This is a genomic window from Streptomyces sp. NPDC020807, assembly GCF_040641575.1.
GTDB lineage: Bacteria > Actinomycetota > Actinomycetes > Streptomycetales > Streptomycetaceae > Streptomyces.
Window position 1 is genome coordinate 35,866 of record NZ_JBFADU010000002.1, and the last position, 15,464, is coordinate 51,329.

The 15,464-nt window shown below is 72.1% G+C and carries 20 protein-coding genes; 16 read left to right on the forward strand and 4 right to left on the reverse strand.

Annotation, left to right across the window (positions count from 1 at the left end; all coding sequences use genetic code 11):
- Positions 1-146: 146 nt before the first annotated feature.
- Together AB0G79_RS03145 and AB0G79_RS03150 are read right to left on the reverse strand one after the other, a co-directional pair.
- On the reverse strand, positions 147-1,172 hold the full coding sequence (locus tag AB0G79_RS03145; protein WP_360799284.1) for a LacI family DNA-binding transcriptional regulator: 1,026 nt from the start codon (positions 1,170-1,172) through the stop codon (positions 147-149).
- 61 nt (positions 1,173-1,233) lie between these two features.
- A complete protein-coding gene (locus tag AB0G79_RS03150; protein ID WP_360799287.1) occupies positions 1,234-2,058 on the reverse strand; it encodes a response regulator transcription factor in 825 nt (274 codons plus the stop codon).
- A 231-nt stretch (positions 2,059-2,289) separates the two neighbouring features.
- Here AB0G79_RS03150 and AB0G79_RS03155 point away from each other — a divergent pair, with 231 nt between their 5' ends.
- The 8 genes from AB0G79_RS03155 to AB0G79_RS03190 all read left to right on the forward strand — a co-directional run bounded on the left by AB0G79_RS03155 (position 2,290) and on the right by AB0G79_RS03190 (position 7,468).
- Positions 2,290-3,105 (forward strand): alpha/beta fold hydrolase, encoded by an 816-nt coding sequence (locus AB0G79_RS03155; RefSeq protein ID WP_360799290.1) that lies wholly within the window; start codon positions 2,290-2,292, stop codon positions 3,103-3,105.
- Positions 3,106-3,150: 45 nt separating this feature from the next.
- The gene (locus tag AB0G79_RS03160) at positions 3,151-3,405 is read left to right on the forward strand and encodes a MoaD/ThiS family protein (RefSeq protein WP_360799293.1); all 255 of its coding nucleotides are present in this window, start codon (positions 3,151-3,153) and stop codon (positions 3,403-3,405) included.
- Positions 3,406-3,415: 10 nt separating this feature from the next.
- Entirely contained in the window at positions 3,416-4,606 is a 1,191-nt protein-coding gene (locus AB0G79_RS03165) for a hypothetical protein (protein WP_360799296.1), read from the forward strand.
- 103 nt (positions 4,607-4,709) lie between these two features.
- The gene (locus AB0G79_RS03170; protein ID WP_360799298.1) at positions 4,710-5,399 is read left to right on the forward strand and encodes a DUF2993 domain-containing protein; all 690 of its coding nucleotides are present in this window, start codon (positions 4,710-4,712) and stop codon (positions 5,397-5,399) included.
- A 251-nt stretch (positions 5,400-5,650) separates the two neighbouring features.
- A complete protein-coding gene (locus AB0G79_RS03175; RefSeq protein WP_352029015.1) occupies positions 5,651-5,731 on the forward strand; it encodes a putative leader peptide in 81 nt (26 codons plus the stop codon).
- A 181-nt stretch (positions 5,732-5,912) separates the two neighbouring features.
- Positions 5,913-6,752 (forward strand): sulfurtransferase, encoded by an 840-nt coding sequence (locus AB0G79_RS03180; RefSeq protein WP_360799300.1) that lies wholly within the window; start codon positions 5,913-5,915, stop codon positions 6,750-6,752.
- A gap of 32 nt (positions 6,753-6,784) precedes the next feature.
- The gene (locus tag AB0G79_RS03185; RefSeq protein ID WP_360799302.1) at positions 6,785-7,075 is read left to right on the forward strand and encodes a DUF1416 domain-containing protein; all 291 of its coding nucleotides are present in this window, start codon (positions 6,785-6,787) and stop codon (positions 7,073-7,075) included.
- Positions 7,076-7,198: 123 nt separating this feature from the next.
- Positions 7,199-7,468, forward strand: a complete 270-nt coding sequence (locus AB0G79_RS03190) for a DUF3099 domain-containing protein (RefSeq protein WP_360799305.1) — start codon at positions 7,199-7,201, stop codon at positions 7,466-7,468.
- A 46-nt stretch (positions 7,469-7,514) separates the two neighbouring features.
- Here AB0G79_RS03190 and AB0G79_RS03195 read toward each other — a convergent pair whose 3' ends face one another.
- The gene (locus AB0G79_RS03195) at positions 7,515-7,877 is read right to left on the reverse strand and encodes a DsrE family protein (protein ID WP_360799308.1); all 363 of its coding nucleotides are present in this window, start codon (positions 7,875-7,877) and stop codon (positions 7,515-7,517) included.
- Positions 7,878-7,982: 105 nt separating this feature from the next.
- Between AB0G79_RS03195 and AB0G79_RS03200 the strand changes: the two genes are divergently transcribed.
- From AB0G79_RS03200 to AB0G79_RS03225, 6 genes are all read left to right on the forward strand, one after another.
- Entirely contained in the window at positions 7,983-8,831 is an 849-nt protein-coding gene (locus tag AB0G79_RS03200; RefSeq protein WP_360799311.1) for a hypothetical protein, read from the forward strand.
- Positions 8,828-9,625 (forward strand): hypothetical protein, encoded by a 798-nt coding sequence (locus AB0G79_RS03205; RefSeq protein WP_360799314.1) that lies wholly within the window; start codon positions 8,828-8,830, stop codon positions 9,623-9,625. The genes AB0G79_RS03200 and AB0G79_RS03205 overlap by 4 nt, the downstream gene beginning before the upstream one ends.
- Positions 9,622-10,503 (forward strand): hypothetical protein, encoded by an 882-nt coding sequence (locus tag AB0G79_RS03210; RefSeq protein ID WP_360799317.1) that lies wholly within the window; start codon positions 9,622-9,624, stop codon positions 10,501-10,503. The genes AB0G79_RS03205 and AB0G79_RS03210 overlap by 4 nt, the downstream gene beginning before the upstream one ends.
- Positions 10,504-10,756: 253 nt before the next feature.
- Positions 10,757-11,329, forward strand: coding sequence for an FABP family protein (locus AB0G79_RS03215; protein ID WP_360799320.1), 573 nt, complete (start codon positions 10,757-10,759; stop codon positions 11,327-11,329).
- Between the two features lie 57 nt (positions 11,330-11,386).
- Positions 11,387-11,848, forward strand: coding sequence for a Fur family transcriptional regulator (locus tag AB0G79_RS03220; protein WP_360799323.1), 462 nt, complete (start codon positions 11,387-11,389; stop codon positions 11,846-11,848).
- A 10-nt stretch (positions 11,849-11,858) separates the two neighbouring features.
- Positions 11,859-12,824, forward strand: coding sequence for a folate-binding protein (locus AB0G79_RS03225; RefSeq protein ID WP_360799326.1), 966 nt, complete (start codon positions 11,859-11,861; stop codon positions 12,822-12,824).
- 14 nt (positions 12,825-12,838) lie between these two features.
- Here AB0G79_RS03225 and dtd read toward each other — a convergent pair whose 3' ends face one another.
- A complete protein-coding gene (gene dtd / locus AB0G79_RS03230) occupies positions 12,839-13,264 on the reverse strand; it encodes a D-aminoacyl-tRNA deacylase (protein WP_360799329.1) in 426 nt (141 codons plus the stop codon).
- A gap of 129 nt (positions 13,265-13,393) precedes the next feature.
- Between dtd and AB0G79_RS03235 the strand changes: the two genes are divergently transcribed.
- On the forward strand, positions 13,394-14,011 hold the full coding sequence (locus tag AB0G79_RS03235) for an ABC transporter substrate-binding protein (RefSeq protein ID WP_360799332.1): 618 nt from the start codon (positions 13,394-13,396) through the stop codon (positions 14,009-14,011).
- Positions 14,012-14,191: 180 nt separating this feature from the next.
- The gene (locus AB0G79_RS03240) at positions 14,192-15,439 is read left to right on the forward strand and encodes a GNAT family N-acetyltransferase (RefSeq protein WP_360799335.1); all 1,248 of its coding nucleotides are present in this window, start codon (positions 14,192-14,194) and stop codon (positions 15,437-15,439) included.
- Positions 15,440-15,464 lie beyond the last annotated feature (25 nt).

Genomic DNA, 15,464 nt, shown 5'->3' on the forward strand with positions numbered 1-15,464 from the left:
CGACTCTCGGATCCGTAGATGAGAGCCGTCTGAGGACCGGGTGAGAAGCCCGACAGAACCCTGTATGCCCGAAATAAAGACCCGGGTGGTCGTCAAGGCCCGGGTGGTCCTCAAGGCCCGGGTGGCCCTCTCAGGCCCCGGCGGGCCTACTGCTCGCAGCCGCAGGAGCGGCGGACCACCAGCGTCGACGGGAAGAGCTTCACGCGCTCGCGGCGCGAGCCCGCGACCCGCAGCGAGTCGTCCAGGACCAGGTCGACCGCCGCCCGGGCCATCGCCGGACGGTCCGAGGAGACCGTCGTCAGCGGCGGATCGGTCAGCGCCGCTTCCTTCACGTCGTCGTAGCCCGCGACCGCGAGTTCCGTCGGCACCTCGATGCGCAGCTCGCGCGCGGCCCGCAGGACGCCGAAGGCCTGGTCGTCGGTGGAGCAGAAGATCGCCGGCGGCCTGTCGGGGCCCGCGAGGAGCTTCAGGGCGACCTGGTAGGCGTCGTAGCGGTTGTACGGGGCCTCGAAGAGCCGGCCCTCGGTCGGGAGGCCCGCCTCCGCCATGGCCTGCCGCCAGCCCTCGACGTGGTCGGCGACGGGGTCGCCGACGGCCGGGGTGTTCGGGTTGCCGCCCAGGCAGGCCACGTACGGGTAGCCGTGCTCCAGGAGGTGGCGGGTGGCGAGCTTGGCGCCGTCGATGTCGTCCGTCACGACGGCCACGTCGTCGATCGCCTCGGGCCGCTCGTGGAGCAGGACCACGCGCGCGTCCCAGGCCTCGATCTCGCTCGCGGCCTGCTCGCTCATGCCCTGGCTGACGAGGATCAGACCGGAGACCCGCATTCCGAGGAAGGCGCGCAGGTAGTGGATCTCGCGCTCGGTGCGGTAGTCGGAGTTGCCGACGAGGACCATCTTCCCGCGCTCGGCGGCGGCCTGCTCGACCGAGTGCGCGAGCTCCGCGAAGAACGGCTGCCGGGCGTCCGGGACGATCATGCCTATGAGGTCCGTGCGGCGGGACGCCATCGCCTGGGCCACCCGGTCGGGGCGGTAGCCCAGCTCCTTGATGGCGGCGAGGACACGCTCGCGCGTGGCCGGGGCGACCGGCCGGGGTCCGTTGTTGATGACGTAGCTCACGACGGCGGTGGAAGTACCCGCAAGTCTCGCTACGTCATCCCTCGTCACCTTGGCCACGCGCGGCAGTCTACGCGGGGGGACCTAGCTACCGGCAGGTCGCCTTGTGGTGTGCGCCACGTTACCTGTCCGCCACCGGGGTGACTTCCCGGTCCGCCTCCTTGACACGGTCGGCCGCGCGGCCGGCCTCGGCACGGGCCGCGCCCTGGGCGCGGGCGGCCTCCTGGGAGCGTGCCGTCTCCTTGGCGCGCGCCTCTTCCGCCGCCCGTTCGACCTTCTCGGGGGTGACGAAGCGGTAGCCGACGTTGCGGACGGTGCCGATCAGCGACTCGTGCTCGGGACCGAGTTTCGCCCGGAGCCGCCGAACGTGGACGTCGACCGTGCGGGTGCCGCCGAAGTAGTCGTACCCCCACACCTCCTGGAGCAGCTGGGCGCGCGTGAAGACGCGGCCCGGGTGCTGGGCGAGGTACTTGAGGAGCTCGAACTCCTTGAAGGTCAGGTCGAGGACCCGGCCCTTGAGCTTCGCGCTGTACGTGGCCTCGTCGACCGACAGGTCGCCGTTGCGGATCTCCATGGGGGAGTCGTCGGCGCCGATCTGCTGGCGGCCCATCGCGAGCCGCAGGCGCGCCTCGACCTCGGCCGGGCCGGCGGTGTCGAGGAGCACGTCGTCGATGCCCCAGTCGGCGGTGACGGCCGCGAGGCCGCCCTCGGTGACGACGAGGATCAGCGGACAGCCGGGGCCCGTGGAGCGGAGCAGCTGGCAGAGCGAGCGGACCTGCGGGAGGTCGCGCCGGCCGTCGACGAGGATCACGTCCGCGCCGGGGGTGTCCACGAGGGCGGGGCCCTCGGCCGGGGCGACCCGGACGTTGTGCAGCAGCAGGCCGAGGGCGGGGAGCACCTCGGTCGACGGCTGGAGGGCGTTGGTCAGGAGCAGCAGTGAGCTCATCGCTCCCCACCTGCCCGGGTCGTCGTCGATCCGTCGTGCGTCGTTCGCTCGTCCATGACGTCGGTTCCTCCTCGGTCCCTGCGAGGACGTCTATGTGTGCTCACGTGGTGCTCACATCGGCTCTCTCGCGCCCTGAGAGCTTTTGTTCATCCGTCCGTAACAACGGTCGGAAAACACAAAAGGACCCGGGGGCTGCGTTGCCCGGATCCTCCGCCAAGCAGAATAGCTCACATGAGTTCCGAGGCAGAGGGTCGATTTCACATCGTGGATGTTTCCTCGCTCACTTCCGTCCACCGCCGGATGCCACGGCGCGTGACGTTGCGCACCGATGACGGTGTCCGTATCGAGGCGGTTTACGAACCCTCCCGGGCAAGTGTCACCGATACGGCCGTCGTCCTCGCGCACGGGTTCACCGGGTCGGTCGACCGGCCGGCCGTCCGGCGCGCCGCGCGGGCCTTCGCCGAGCGCGGGGCCTCGGTCGTCACCTTCTCGTTCCGCGGGCACGGCGGCTCCGGCGGCCTGTCCACGGTCGGGGACCGCGAGGTCCTCGACCTCTCCGCCGCCGTCCGCTGGGCGCGTGAGCTCGGCCACGCGCGCGTGGCGACGGTCGGCTTCTCGATGGGCGGGTCGGTGGTCCTGCGGCACGCGGCCCTGGAGGCCGGGACCGTGGACGCGGTCGCGGCCGTCTCCGCCCCCGCACGCTGGTACTACCGGGGTACGGCCCCGATGCGCCGCCTCCACTGGGTGGTCACCCGCCCCGGGGGCCGCCTCGTCGGCCGCTACGGGCTCCGCACCCGCATCGACCGGCGCGCCTGGGACCCCGTACCCCTGTCGCCCGTGGAGGCGGTCCCGCTGATCGCCCCCGTACCGCTGCTGATCGTGCACGGGGACCGGGACGCGTACTTCCCGCTCGACCACCCGCGCTCGCTCGCGGCGGCCGGCGGGGACGCGGCCGAGCTGTGGCTGGAGCCGGGCATGGGCCACGCGGAGAACGCGGCGGACGCGGAGCTGCTCGCCCGGCTCGGCGACTGGCTGGTCGGCGGATAGCCCATCATGGGGGGCGGCGCGCACACGAACGAAGGGAGCGCCGCTATGGCAGCGGGAACCATCCGCTACTGGGCCGCGGCCAAGGCCGCCGCCGGTGTCGCCGAGGAGCCGTACACCGCGGAGACCCTCGCCGAGGCGCTGGACGAGGCCCGCGCGAAGCACCCGGGCGAGCTCGTCCGGGTCCTCCAGCGGTGCTCGTTCCTGATCGACGGCGATCCCGTCGGGACGCGCGGTCATGAGACGGTACGGCTTGCCGAGGGCGGCACGGTCGAGGTGCTCCCCCCGTTCGCAGGAGGGTGAACCCCGCAGCATGAGCAACGACCAGCAGTACGACCCGTACGCGAACGGGCACGGGCACGGGTACGAGCACGGGCAGCAGTACGGGCAGCAGCAGGGTCCGGCCGACGTCGCGCAGACGTGGGAGGGCCAGACCTGGGACACGACGTTCCAGCCGGCCGTCTCGCAGGAGCAGTACGCGCGGCACCGGCAGCAGTACCAGCAGGAGTACCAGCAGGAGTACCAGGAGCAGCCGTACGCGCAGCCGCACCAGGAGCAGCCGTACGCGCAGCCGCACCAGGAGCAGCCGTACGCGCAGCCGCACCCGCAGCAGCCGGCGTTCGACGAGACGGCGTACCTGCCGCCGCAGCAGTACGAGGCTCCCGCTCCCGCCCCGGTGGCCGAGGCGGTGGCGGTGGCGGCGCCCGCACCCGCGTACTCCTCGCCCACCACCTCGGGGAACACCCGCGTCACCGACGCCCAGCGCGCGCGTGCCGAGGGCCGGTCGCCCGTCATCGAGCCCGGGATCCAGCCGGCGCTGCTGACCGCCGTGCTCGGCCTGCTGCTCGCGGGCGGCGCCGCTCTCGGCCCGTACGGGCTCCTCGTCCCGCTCGTCCTGCTCCAGGGGCTCACCGCCGCCGGCTGGTTCCGGCTCAACGGCATGTGGCCCGCCCGGCAGGGCATCGCCCTCGCCTTCCTCGGGGGCCTCGTCGCCGACGGGGCCCTCCTCGCGGTCGGCCGCGAGCACGCGGCCGGCGCGATCCTGGGCACGCTCGGCGTCTGGGTGCTGCTCTGCCTCGTGCTCCAGCTGCGCAGCCACGCCGACCCGGACGAGCGGATGTACGGCCTGATGGCCGGCGTCGTCTCGGCCGCGCTCGCGGTCGTGGCCGCCGGGTACCTCGGGGCCGAGCCGGACGCGGTCGTCGTCGGCGGGGTCGCGGTCGCCGCCGCGGCCGTCGCGCGGGCGCTGCCGCTGCCCGGCCCGGTCTCGCTGGTCGTCGCGCTGCTCGCGGGCGCGGGCGCGGGGATCGCGGCGGGCGGCTTCACCGACCTGGGGAGCGCGGGCGCGCTCGTCGGCCTCGCGGCCGGGGTCTGCGCGCTGGTCGGTCTGCGGGTCGCGAGCTACGACTACCCCTCGCGCTTCGTGCACATGACCGCCGGGATCGCGCTGCCGCTGACGGCGGCGGCGCCGGCCGTCTACCTGCTCGGCCGCGCGCTGGGCTGAGGGAACCAAGCGGCCCCCCGACACGTCGATCTTCGTGTCGGGGGGCCGATTCTTTTTGCGAACGTTCGAATGTCACGCGTATCTACGGGGAGAAGTACCACCCATGCGAGCACTGCGGATTCTGTTGATCGTGGCCCTCGTGCTGGGCGGGGTGCTCGTCGGCGTCGACCGGCTCGCCCTGGCGTACGCGGAGTCGGAGGCGGCGAGCCGGGTGAAGCTCTCGTCCGGCACGAAGAGCGATGCGATCGAGATCGACATCCAGGGCTTCCCGTTCCTCACGCAGGTCCTGGACAAGCGGTTCGACGAGGTCGACGTGGTCGCGCGGGGGGTCGAGACGACGGCGGGCGACCGCCGCATCCGGGTCCAGGAGCTGACGGCCGCGCTCAGGGACGTGACGGTCACGGGTGACTGGTCGGGTGCGCGCGCCGGGTCGGCGAGCGGCACGGCCCTCATCTCGTACGCGGACCTCACGGCCGCCGCCGACCCGGGCGTGACCGTGGCGTACGGCGGTGACGGCAAGGTGAAGGTCACCGGCAGCGTCCAGATCCTGGGCCGGAAGCTGACGCGTTCGGTGCTGTCGACGGTGACCGTCGTGAACGGCGACGCGTTCAAGGTCCGCGCGGACGAGGTGCCGGGCGAGGGGATCCCGCTCGTGGAGGACAAGATCCGCGAGAAGACGGACTTCGAGCGGTCGATCGGCCTGATGGCCGGCATGAAGGTGGAGAAGGTCGAGGTCAGGCCGGAGGGCCTGGCGGTGGCGGTGAGCGGCGCGAACGTGTCGCTGGCGGGCTGAGCGCGCGCGTCCCGCCGCGTCCTGAGGCGTCCCGCGGCGCCGCGTCCCACCCCGTGGAGCCCCGGGAGAACCGGCGTCGGCCACATGGTGAGACGCCCCCGTCCGATCCGCAGATACGGAACCGGGACACCCGGGGCGGAGCCGTCCGGAGCCGGCCCGAACGACGCTCTCGTCCCGCATCTCGGACGATCGCGTCTCAAAATACGACACGCCGGTGACACGGCCGCCTGTCCGTCCCTACGATCGAGGGCATGAAGCGACAGGCGGATCTCACGAAGCGGCGGGCAGTAGACCTGTGCCGCGTCGCCGCCATGCTCTGTCCTTCGGTCTGAGCGGGAGCACCGACTCCCGTATTCCTTCAGGCCCTTCGACCGCGGTCGGGGCCGACCTGTGCAGCCGTACGCATGTCCGTACGCACGCGACGACGCGTACCGCGGCACAAACCCGCACCAATCGCACCGAAGCGCACCACACCGCACCACGCCCCCGCACACTGCCCCGGAGGAGAACAGCATGGCTCGCAGCGACGTCCTGGTCGACGCGGACTGGGTCGAGGCCAACCTCGACAACCCGCAGGTCGCCATCGTCGAGGTCGACGAGGACACCTCGGCCTACGAGAAGAACCACATCCGCAACGCCATCCGGATCGACTGGACGAAGGACCTCCAGGACCCGGTCCGCCGCGACTTCATCGACCAGGAGGGCTTCGAGAAGCTCCTGTCGGCGAAGGGCATCGGCAACGACACGACGGTCGTCCTCTACGGCGGCAACAACAACTGGTTCGCCTCCTACGCCTACTGGTACTTCAAGCTCTACGGCCACCAGGACGTCAAGCTCCTCGACGGCGGCCGCAAGAAGTGGGAGCTCGACTCCCGCGACCTCGTCGCCGAGGTCCCGGCCCGCCCGGCCACCGAGTACAAGGCCAAGGCCCAGGACTCCTCCATCCGCGCCTTCCGCGACGACGTCGTGGCCGCGATCGGCTCCCAGAACCTGGTCGACGTGCGTTCGCCCGACGAGTTCTCCGGCAAGCTGCTCGCCCCGGCGCACCTCCCGCAGGAGCAGTCGCAGCGCCCCGGCCACGTGCCGAGCGCCCGCAACATCCCGTGGTCGAAGAACGCCAACGACGACGGCACCTTCAAGTCGGACGACGAGCTCAAGGCCCTCTACGAGGCCGAGCAGGTCGACCTGGCGAAGGACACCATCGCCTACTGCCGCATCGGTGAGCGCTCCGCGCTGACCTGGTTCGTGCTGCACGAGCTCCTCGAGGTCACGAACGTCAAGAACTACGACGGTTCGTGGACCGAGTACGGCTCCCTCGTCGGCGTGCCGATCGAGCTCGGCGCCAACAAGTAACCCCACTTCTTCCCCAGGACAGGACAGCGAACATGTGTGGAGCCCAGGTCGGCGGCCCCGACGTCAGCACGCTCAAGCCCGGTGAGACGGCCATCCAGGGCCAGGTGACCAAGGACGGCCAGCCCGTCACCGGTTACGTGCGCCTCCTCGACGGCTCCGGCGAGTTCACCGCCGAGGTCCCGACCTCGGCGACCGGCCAGTTCCGCTTCTACGCGGCCACCGGCGAGTGGACCCTCCGTGCGCTGGTCCCCGGTGCCCAGGCCGACCGCAAGGTCGTCGTCACCGAGGCCGGCAGCCTGACGGACGTCGCCATCGCGGTCTGATCCGCGACTTCTGACGGCCGGAGGGCCGTGCCTCCTGGGGGGTTGGACGCCACACCAGGACCCGAGGCACGGCCCTCCGGCTCTCCGCTTCCTGCGGGCCGACGCCGCGCGTACGCTGAAGGTGTGTACGCGCGGCGTCGGCACGTCTACTTCTGGTTGATGGGCGCCTGCCTGGTCCTCTTCGTGGGCGCCTGGGCCGTCGTGCGCCTCTTCTCGATCCCGGTGGCCGTCGGCATGTGCGTCGTCGCCATGGTCATCCCCCCGGTCGCCGCGATGGTCGCGAACCGCAGGGGGCCGGAGGATCGCTGGTGGGACGATCCGTCCGGGGACCCGCAGTCGGACGAGTGGTGGGACGAGCTGGACGGGAAGAAACGCCGCAGGGAAGACCAGTAGTCCGGGCCAGAGCCTGTCCGGCGGATCAGGGTCGGAAAGACACCCCCTAGTAGACGAGCGCCTGGGTCTCCTCGCCCATGACCTCCTGGACGAAGACCTGCGCGCCCGCGATGCGGATGCCGTCCAGGACGTCCTTCTCCGTGATCTCGCGGCGGGTCGCGCACTGCGTGCACAGGGTCACCCGTCCGGCCGCCAGGATCGAGTCGATCAGGTCCGGCAGCGGCGCGGCGTGCGGAAGCTCGAACTCCGCCGCGCGGCCGGGGAGCGCGAACCACGAGGACTCGCCGGTCAGCCAGAGCGAGACGTCGACGCCGCTGGCGACGGCGACGGCGGCCACCGTGAAGGCCTGCGAGCAGCGTTCGGGGGCGTCGGCCCCTGCGGTCACCTTGATCACGAGCTTCTTCGCCATATGCCGAACTGTAATGCGCGGCCCTGCAACCTCTCGTCTGCCTCACGTGTCACCTGGTGGCGCGGATGAATCGGAATCCGTGCTTCAGGTCTCGTGGGGGGACTTTTGAGCATCGAAGAAACCATCCCGGACACGGGCGTACCGGCGCAACGGCCGCCGGACCCCGCTCCGGACGCGGGCCCCGCTCCGGACGCGGGCCCCGCTCCGGGCGCGGAGGCCGTGCCGTCGGCCACCCGTCCGCGCCGCCGCCGCGGTCTCCGGACGGTCGGCCTCCTCGCCGTCGCCGCCGTCATCGGCGCCGTGGGCGGCACCGCCGTCGGCTACCGCGTCCAGGCGGACCGCGAACCGACCGCACTGCCGCCGCTGAACCAGCCCGGCCTCGCGTACCCGGCGAAGCCGCTCCCGAAGGGCGGGGAACCCGAGCCGCTGTCGCCGGAGGAGGACCACCAGGCGAAGGCGCAGGGCGACCTGCGGAAGCTGCTGCTGCCGAGGCCGGCGGGCGCGCGCGCCGGCGAAGTGGACGGCTGGGAGCCGCTGGACCACTACGTCGACGGCTTCACCAGGCCCGAAGTGGCGCTGGAGCACCAGCTCGACTGGGGCATCCGTCGGATCGCCACGCGCGAGTGGCTGGTCGGCGAGCACAAGCGGGTCGGGATCAGCCTCGTGCAGTACCGCTCCACGTCCCAGCTCAGTGCGTACGAGGCGATGCGGTCGCAGCAGGGACTCGCCATCAGCAAGGAGGACTCCTCCCTCGGGCAGCCGGTGGCAGGTTCCACGAACGGCCGGTACTTCGTCTACCCGGTCCGCCGCGAGGCGGGCTTCCTGGACGCGTACGACGCCCGCGCCTTCATCCAGCGCGGTGACATCGCCGTCACGATCATCATCTACGACACGCACGAGATCGCCGAGAGCGAGATCCGTTCTCTGGCCGAGCGGCAGCTGGGGCGTCTGTGACCGAGCAGAGTGAGAAGCCGGTGCGCCGCACGCGCCGGATCCTGAAGAACGTCCTGGTCTCCGCGGCCGTGCTGGGACTCGTCGGCGGCGGTGTCGCGTACACCCTCGTCACCGCCGACCGGGCCGACCGGAGCGCTCCCACGGTCACCTGGGCGGACCCCGAACCGTCCGTGACCGCCGAGGACCCGGCCGCCGCCGGTGTCCTGCGGGGCCGGGCGTCCACCCCGCTGAGCAAGCTCCTCCTGCCGGTGCCCGAGAGCTACGCGCTGGGCGCGGACATCGCGGGATACGGCAACGACGTCGAGGTGCCGGCGAAGGAGGCCGCGGCCCTGTTCAAGGAGACGAGCAGGGGGCTGTACGGCAAGAAGCGCCGTGCGTACGAGAAGGAGGTCGACCGGCTCGGCATCCAGGGGATGGCGATGCGCTCGTACGCCAGGGAGGACTACAGCCTCCAGGCCGAGGTGACCCTCCTGCGGATGAAGGACAGGAAGTCGGTCCGCGCGTTCTTCGAGGTCCGCAGGGAACTGTTCGAGGCCCTGGGACTGCGCAAGGGGCCGAAGATCAAGAAGTACGCGGGGAACACCTCCTGCTTCCTCGGGCCCCAGCCGGAGGAGCCGAGGAAGGGCGGCGAGAAGGAGACGCCCGACCTCCAGGACATGGTCTGCTCGGCGTACGACGGCGAGACCCTGATCACCGTACGGTCGTACGGCGCCGCGCCCTTCGACGGGAAGGCCGTGGCGGACCTCCTGGAGAAGCAGCTCCGCCACATCGAGTCCCCGGGGGAGTACGTATGACCGAGCAGTTGAGCGACCGGCCGGTGGACGAGGCGGTGGGGAAGTCCGAGGAGTCGACCGCGCAGGCCGGGGAGTCGACCGCGCAGGCGTCCCTCGACGGCGCCCCCGCCCGCCCCCGTTGTTCCCGCCGGGTCCTGTGGGCCGTCGCCCGCTGGACGGCCGCCCTCGTCGTGTGCGGCGGGGCGGGTGCCGGTGCCGCCATGGGGATCACCGCGGCCGACCGGGAGGACGTACCCGGTCTCGCGACCGAGTCCGACGGACGCTGGGAGTACCCGCGGCTCAGCCTGCCGGCGCTGCCGGCGGACCGGCCGCGCCCCTTCACCGAGGGCAACGACGGGGAGGTCCACCACGCCGACGTGCGCGAGCTGCTGCTGCCCGCGCCGACCGGTGCGACGCCCGATCCGAAGCTGACCGGCGGGTTCGTGTCCACGGACGCGTACCTCTCCCTCTACGCGAAGGAGTCCCGCGACGAGCTCCGCAGGGGCCTCGCGGACTCCACCCTGCGGCACGTCGCCGCCCGTGGATGGACGACCCCGGACGGCACGCGCACCAGCATCCACCTCCTCCGGTTCAGCTCCGTGGCGTACGCGGAGTCGTACGCGGACGAGATGCTGGACGTGCACAGCGCGTCGGGGCCCAAGGCGCTGCCCGACGGGGTGGAGTACGTCGTCCCCGAGGACTTCCCGGACGACATCGAGGTCCCCGAGACGAAGGCCGTCGCTTTCCGAGAGAAGAAGCCCCACGGCCCGGAGCAGGTCCGCTGGGCGTACGTGCAGGCGGGCGACACCCTCGCGCTGATCACCCAGACGCGGGCGGGCGAGGCGCTGGAGGTGCCGTTCCGGCAGACGGTCACGCTGCAGAACCAGCTGCTCGGCTGACCGGCGGGAGGCACCCGCCGGAGTCGTAGACCCACCTCACAGAGTGGGCCGGGCCCCCGCCCACTAAGCTGGGGTCCGGCCCGTTCAGCCTTCATCGCTCAGTCGAGGAGCACCCCGTGATCGTTTTCTTCGAAGCTCTGCTGGTCCTGGTCTGTGTCGGCGTTCTCGCCTTCACCGGTCTGGCCGTGAAGAAGCTGTACCAGGGCCAGCGGTAACCAGCGGTAACCACCTCTAGAGAACGCCAGAGCTGCTCATGATCGAGATCCCGTCCGACCTCAACCCGGGCCTCGTCCCCCTCGCGTTCCTCCTCGGTACGTGGGAGGGCGCGGGCGTCGCCGACTTCCCCGGCTCCGAGAAGTGCAACTTCGGCCAGTCCGTGACGTTCAGCCACGACGGCCGTGACTTCCTCGAATACCACTCGCACGCGTGGGTCCTGGACAACGACGGCAACAAGGTCCGCCCGCTGGAGAGCGAGAGCGGCTTCTGGCGGATCGACGAGGACCGCAAGGTCGAGGTCGTCATGGTCCGCGACGACGGTGTCGTCGAGGTCTGGTACGGCGAGCTCGCCGACCAGAAGCCGCAGATCGACCTGGCGACGGACGCCGTCGCCCGGACCGCGGCCTCGGGCCCGTACAGCGGTGGCAAGCGCCTCTACGGCTACGTGAAGAGCGACCTCATGTGGGTCGGCGAGAAGGCGACCCCCGAGGTCCCGCTCCGCCCCTACATGTCGGCGCACCTGAAGAAGGTCGTGACGCCCGAGGAGGTCGCCGAGATGGCGCGCAACCTCGGCGACCTGCCGGACGACGGCATCGCCTTCTTCCGCTAGGCCTGCCTGACAGGTCAGCCGGAGGCCAGAGGGCCACGCCCTCCTACACTGGAGGGCGTGGTGACCACTGATAGCACCGACTGGAAGAGCGATCTGCGGCAGCGCGGCTACCGGCTGACGCCGCAGCGCCAGCTCGTCCTGGAGGCCGTCGACGCGCTGGAGCACGCGACGCCCGACGCCATCCTCGTCGAGGTCCGCAAGACGGCCTCCGGGGTGAACATCTCCACCGTGTACCGGACCCTGGAGCTCCTGGAGGAGCTCGGGCTCGTGAGCCACGCGCATCTGGGGCACGGCGCCCCGACCTACCACCTCGCCGACCGGCACCACCACCTGCACCTGGTGTGCCGGGACTGCGAGAAGGTCATCGAGGCGGACGTCGAGGTGGCCGCCGAGTTCACCGGGAAGCTGCGCGCGACCTTCGGCTTCGAGACGGACATGAAGCACTTCGCGATCTTCGGGCGCTGCGAGGACTGCTCGAACAGACCTGCGCCCGGCGAGGACGTGTCCGCCGGGTCGTAGGCTCTGGGGTATGAAGAGCCCTCTGTTGTCCCTGCCCGGCGCCGTCCCCGCCGAAGGCCGTGACGAAGGCGTCGCCGCCCACTACGGCGATCTGTTCCGCGAGCAGCGCGCCCTCGCCGCCGGCACCGGATTCGTCGACCTCTCGCACCGCGGCGTCGTCGCCGTCTCCGGCGACGACCGGCTGAGCTGGCTGCACCTGCTGCTCACGCAGCACATGACGGACCTGCCGCCGGGGCGGGCGACCGAGGCGCTGATCCTCTCCGCGAACGGGCACATCGAGCACGCGCTGTACCTCGTCGACGACGGCGAGACGGTGTGGGCGCACGTCGAGCCGGGGACGCGGGAGGAGCTGGTCGCGTACCTGGAGTCGATGAAGTTCTTCTACCGGGTCGAGGTCGCCGACCGCACGGAGGACGTCGCCGTCGTCCACCTTCCGGCGGGCTCCATCGCGGAGGCGCCCGAGGGCGCGGTCGTCCGGGAGACCGCGCACGGCCGGGACGTCTTCCTGCCCCGCGCGGAGCTGGAGTCCTTCGCGGCCGCGCACGGCCCGGCGGCGGGCGTCCTCGCGTACGAGGCACTGCGCGTCGAGGGGCACCGGCCGCGGCTCGGCTTCGAGACCGACCACCGGACCATCCCGCACGAGGTCGGCCTCATCGGCAGCGCGGTCCACCTCCAGAAGGGCTGCTACCGGGGGCAGGAGACCGTCGCCCGCGTCCAGAACCTGGGGAAGCCGCCGCGTCGGCTGGTCTTCCTGCACCTCGACGGCAGCGAGGTCCTGCTGCCGGCCCACGGCACCCCCGTCCGCCTCGCCGCCGACGGCGAGGAGGGCCGCCAGCTCGGCTTCGTGACGACGGCGGTACGCCACCACGAGCTGGGCCCGATCGCCCTGGCCCTGGTGAAGCGGAACGTCCCGGTGGACGCGCCCCTGATCGCGGGGAACACGGCGGCGGCGCAGGAGACGGTGGTCGAGCCGTAGCTCCTCTTCGGGGCTCAGACCTCCAGGAGGACCGTGAACGGGCCGTCGTTCGTGAGCGAGACGCGCATCTTCGCTCCGAAGCGGCCCGTCTCCACGTGCGCGCCGAGGGCGCGGAGCCGGGCGACGACCTCGTCGACGAGCGGTTCGGCGACGGGGCCGGGGGCGGCCGCGTTCCAGGTGGGGCGGCGGCCCTTGCGGGCGTCTCCGTAGAGGGTGAACTGGGAGACGACGAGGAGCGGCGCGTTCACGTCGGAGCAGGACTTCTCGTCGTTCAGCACCCGGACGGACCAGAGCTTTCTGGCCAATTGGGCGGCCTTCTCGGGGGTGTCGTCGTGGGTCACCCCGACCAGGACGCACAGCCCCTCGCCGGTGATCTCTCCGACGGTCTCCCCTGCGACGACGACGCTCGCGCCGTCCACTCTCTGCACCACAGCTCGCATGGGTCCCAACGTACCGGCCCGGAATTGCGCGGGGCCGAACGGGTGCAGAGCGCCTGCACGTGCACGGGTGGGAGTGGCACGATGCCTGTCAGGCGGTGCGGCTCCGCACCGGTCGAGGGGACGATTCTCATGAGTGCACCTGGCACCGGGCCGACGCCGTCCGGCCCCGTACCGCTGTTCCGCGCCGTCGCGGGCGTCGGCGGAAGTCCGATCGCGCGCCCACCCGTGCAGCGGACCGCCGACTCCACCGCCCTGGCCGACGGGCCGGCGCGGCCCGACCTCGGGGCGCTGCGGCTGCCCGAGCTGCGCGCGCTGCGGCGCGAGGCGCAGAGCGACGAGGCCGATCTGAGTTACGTACGGCGCATGCTCCAGGGCCGTATCGACATCCTGCGGGCGGAGCTGGCGCGGCGGACCGATCCGGAGGCGCCGGTGCTCGACCGGCTCTCGGAGATCCTCGCGGACGCGCCTCCGGCGCACCGCAGCTCGGCGCGGCACGTGACGCTGTCGACGCCGCGCGGCGACGAGTACCGGCGGCTGGCGTCCGAGATGCTGTCGGAGGTCGAGCTGTCGGACCTGACGGCCCGTACGGACGAGGAACTGCACGCGGCGATGGGCCGCCTGGCGGGGTACGAGCAGCAGATCTCCCGGCGCCGACACCACCTCCAGCGGACGGCGGACGACTGCAGCGGCGAGATCGCCCGCCGCTACCGGGAGGGCGAGGCGCAGGTCGACGACCTGCTGGCCTGAGCGGCGGGGACGGTGGTCTGCGCGGCGGGGACGGTGGTCTGCGCGATGGGGACGGCGGTCTGAGCGGCGGGGACGGTGGTCTGCGCGGCGGGGACGGTGGTCTGGCGGTCCTGCCGCCCGGTGGGCGGCGGGGCCGAAACCCGGGTGCGGCCCCGGACGGGCGCTGCGTAGGGTCGAGGGATGAGTGCCGACGTCCGCACGGTGACGGAGTCCGAGTTCCCCGGCTGGATCCGGGCCCTCCAGACCGGTTTCCTGCGACCGCCCCACATCCCCGACGAGCTGGTCGCCGACCGGCTGGCCCACGCCGACCTCGCGCGGACGCAGGGCGCCTTCGACGACCGGGGGCGGATCGTCGCGACCTTCCGTTCGTTCCGGCAGGAGGTGAGCGCGGTCGGCGGCGGCGGTCTCGCCGCCGACGCGATCACCCAGGTGACCGTCGCGCCGACGCACCGCAGGCAGGGTCTGCTCAGCCGCATGATGGCCGTCGACCTGGCCGCGGCGAAGGAGCGGGGCGACGCGGTCGCGACGCTGATCGCCGCCGAGTACCCGATCTACGGGCGCTTCGGCTTCGGCCCGGCGAGCTGGTCCACCGTGTGGTCCGTCGACCTCCGGCGCACCGGGCTCGACCCGCGCCGCACGGGCCGGCCGGAGGACGGCGGCCGCATCGACCTGGGCGACGGCGCGGAGATCCGCGCGATCGGCCCGGACGTCCACCGCCGGCTCGCCGGCCTCCGCGCCGGGATCACGGACCGGAGCCCGCGCATGTGGGAGCAGGGCACGGGCCTCGGCTACCAGCTCGACCCGTGGAAGGAGCCCTTCTACGCGGTCTACCGCTCCGAGTCCGGCGAGGTCGAGGGGTACGTCGCCTACACCGCCGACGACAGGTGGGACGACACCAAGCAGCCGGGCAACACCGCGTCCGTACGGGACATGGTCGCCGCCACCCCCGCCGCCGAGCGCGCCCTCTGGCACTACCTCTGCTCGCTCGACTGGATCACCACGGTCCGCTCCGGCTACCGCGCCCCCGACGACCCGCTGCCCCTGCTGCTCCCGGACCCGCGCGCCGCGCGGACGGTGACGCACGTGGACATGCTGTGGGTCCGTGTCCTGGACGTCGCGAAGGTCCTGGAGACCCGGACGTACCCGCTGGCGGACTCGCTCGTCCTCGACGTCCGCGACAAGGACGGGCTGGCCGGCGGCCGCTACCGCCTCGACGCGTCCCCGCGGGGCGCGACCTGCGTCCGCACCACCGACTCCGCCGACCTCGCCCTCGACGTCGCCGACCTGGGCACCCTCGCCTTCGGTGACGAGTCCGCGGTCCGTCTGGCCCGCCTGGGCCGTGTCGACGAACTGAAGGCCGGCGCGGGAACCCGCGCCGACCTCCTGTTCCGTACGTCCCTGCGGGCCTTCTCGCCCGACATCTTCTGATCCGGGCCGGAGATCCCTCCCCGGT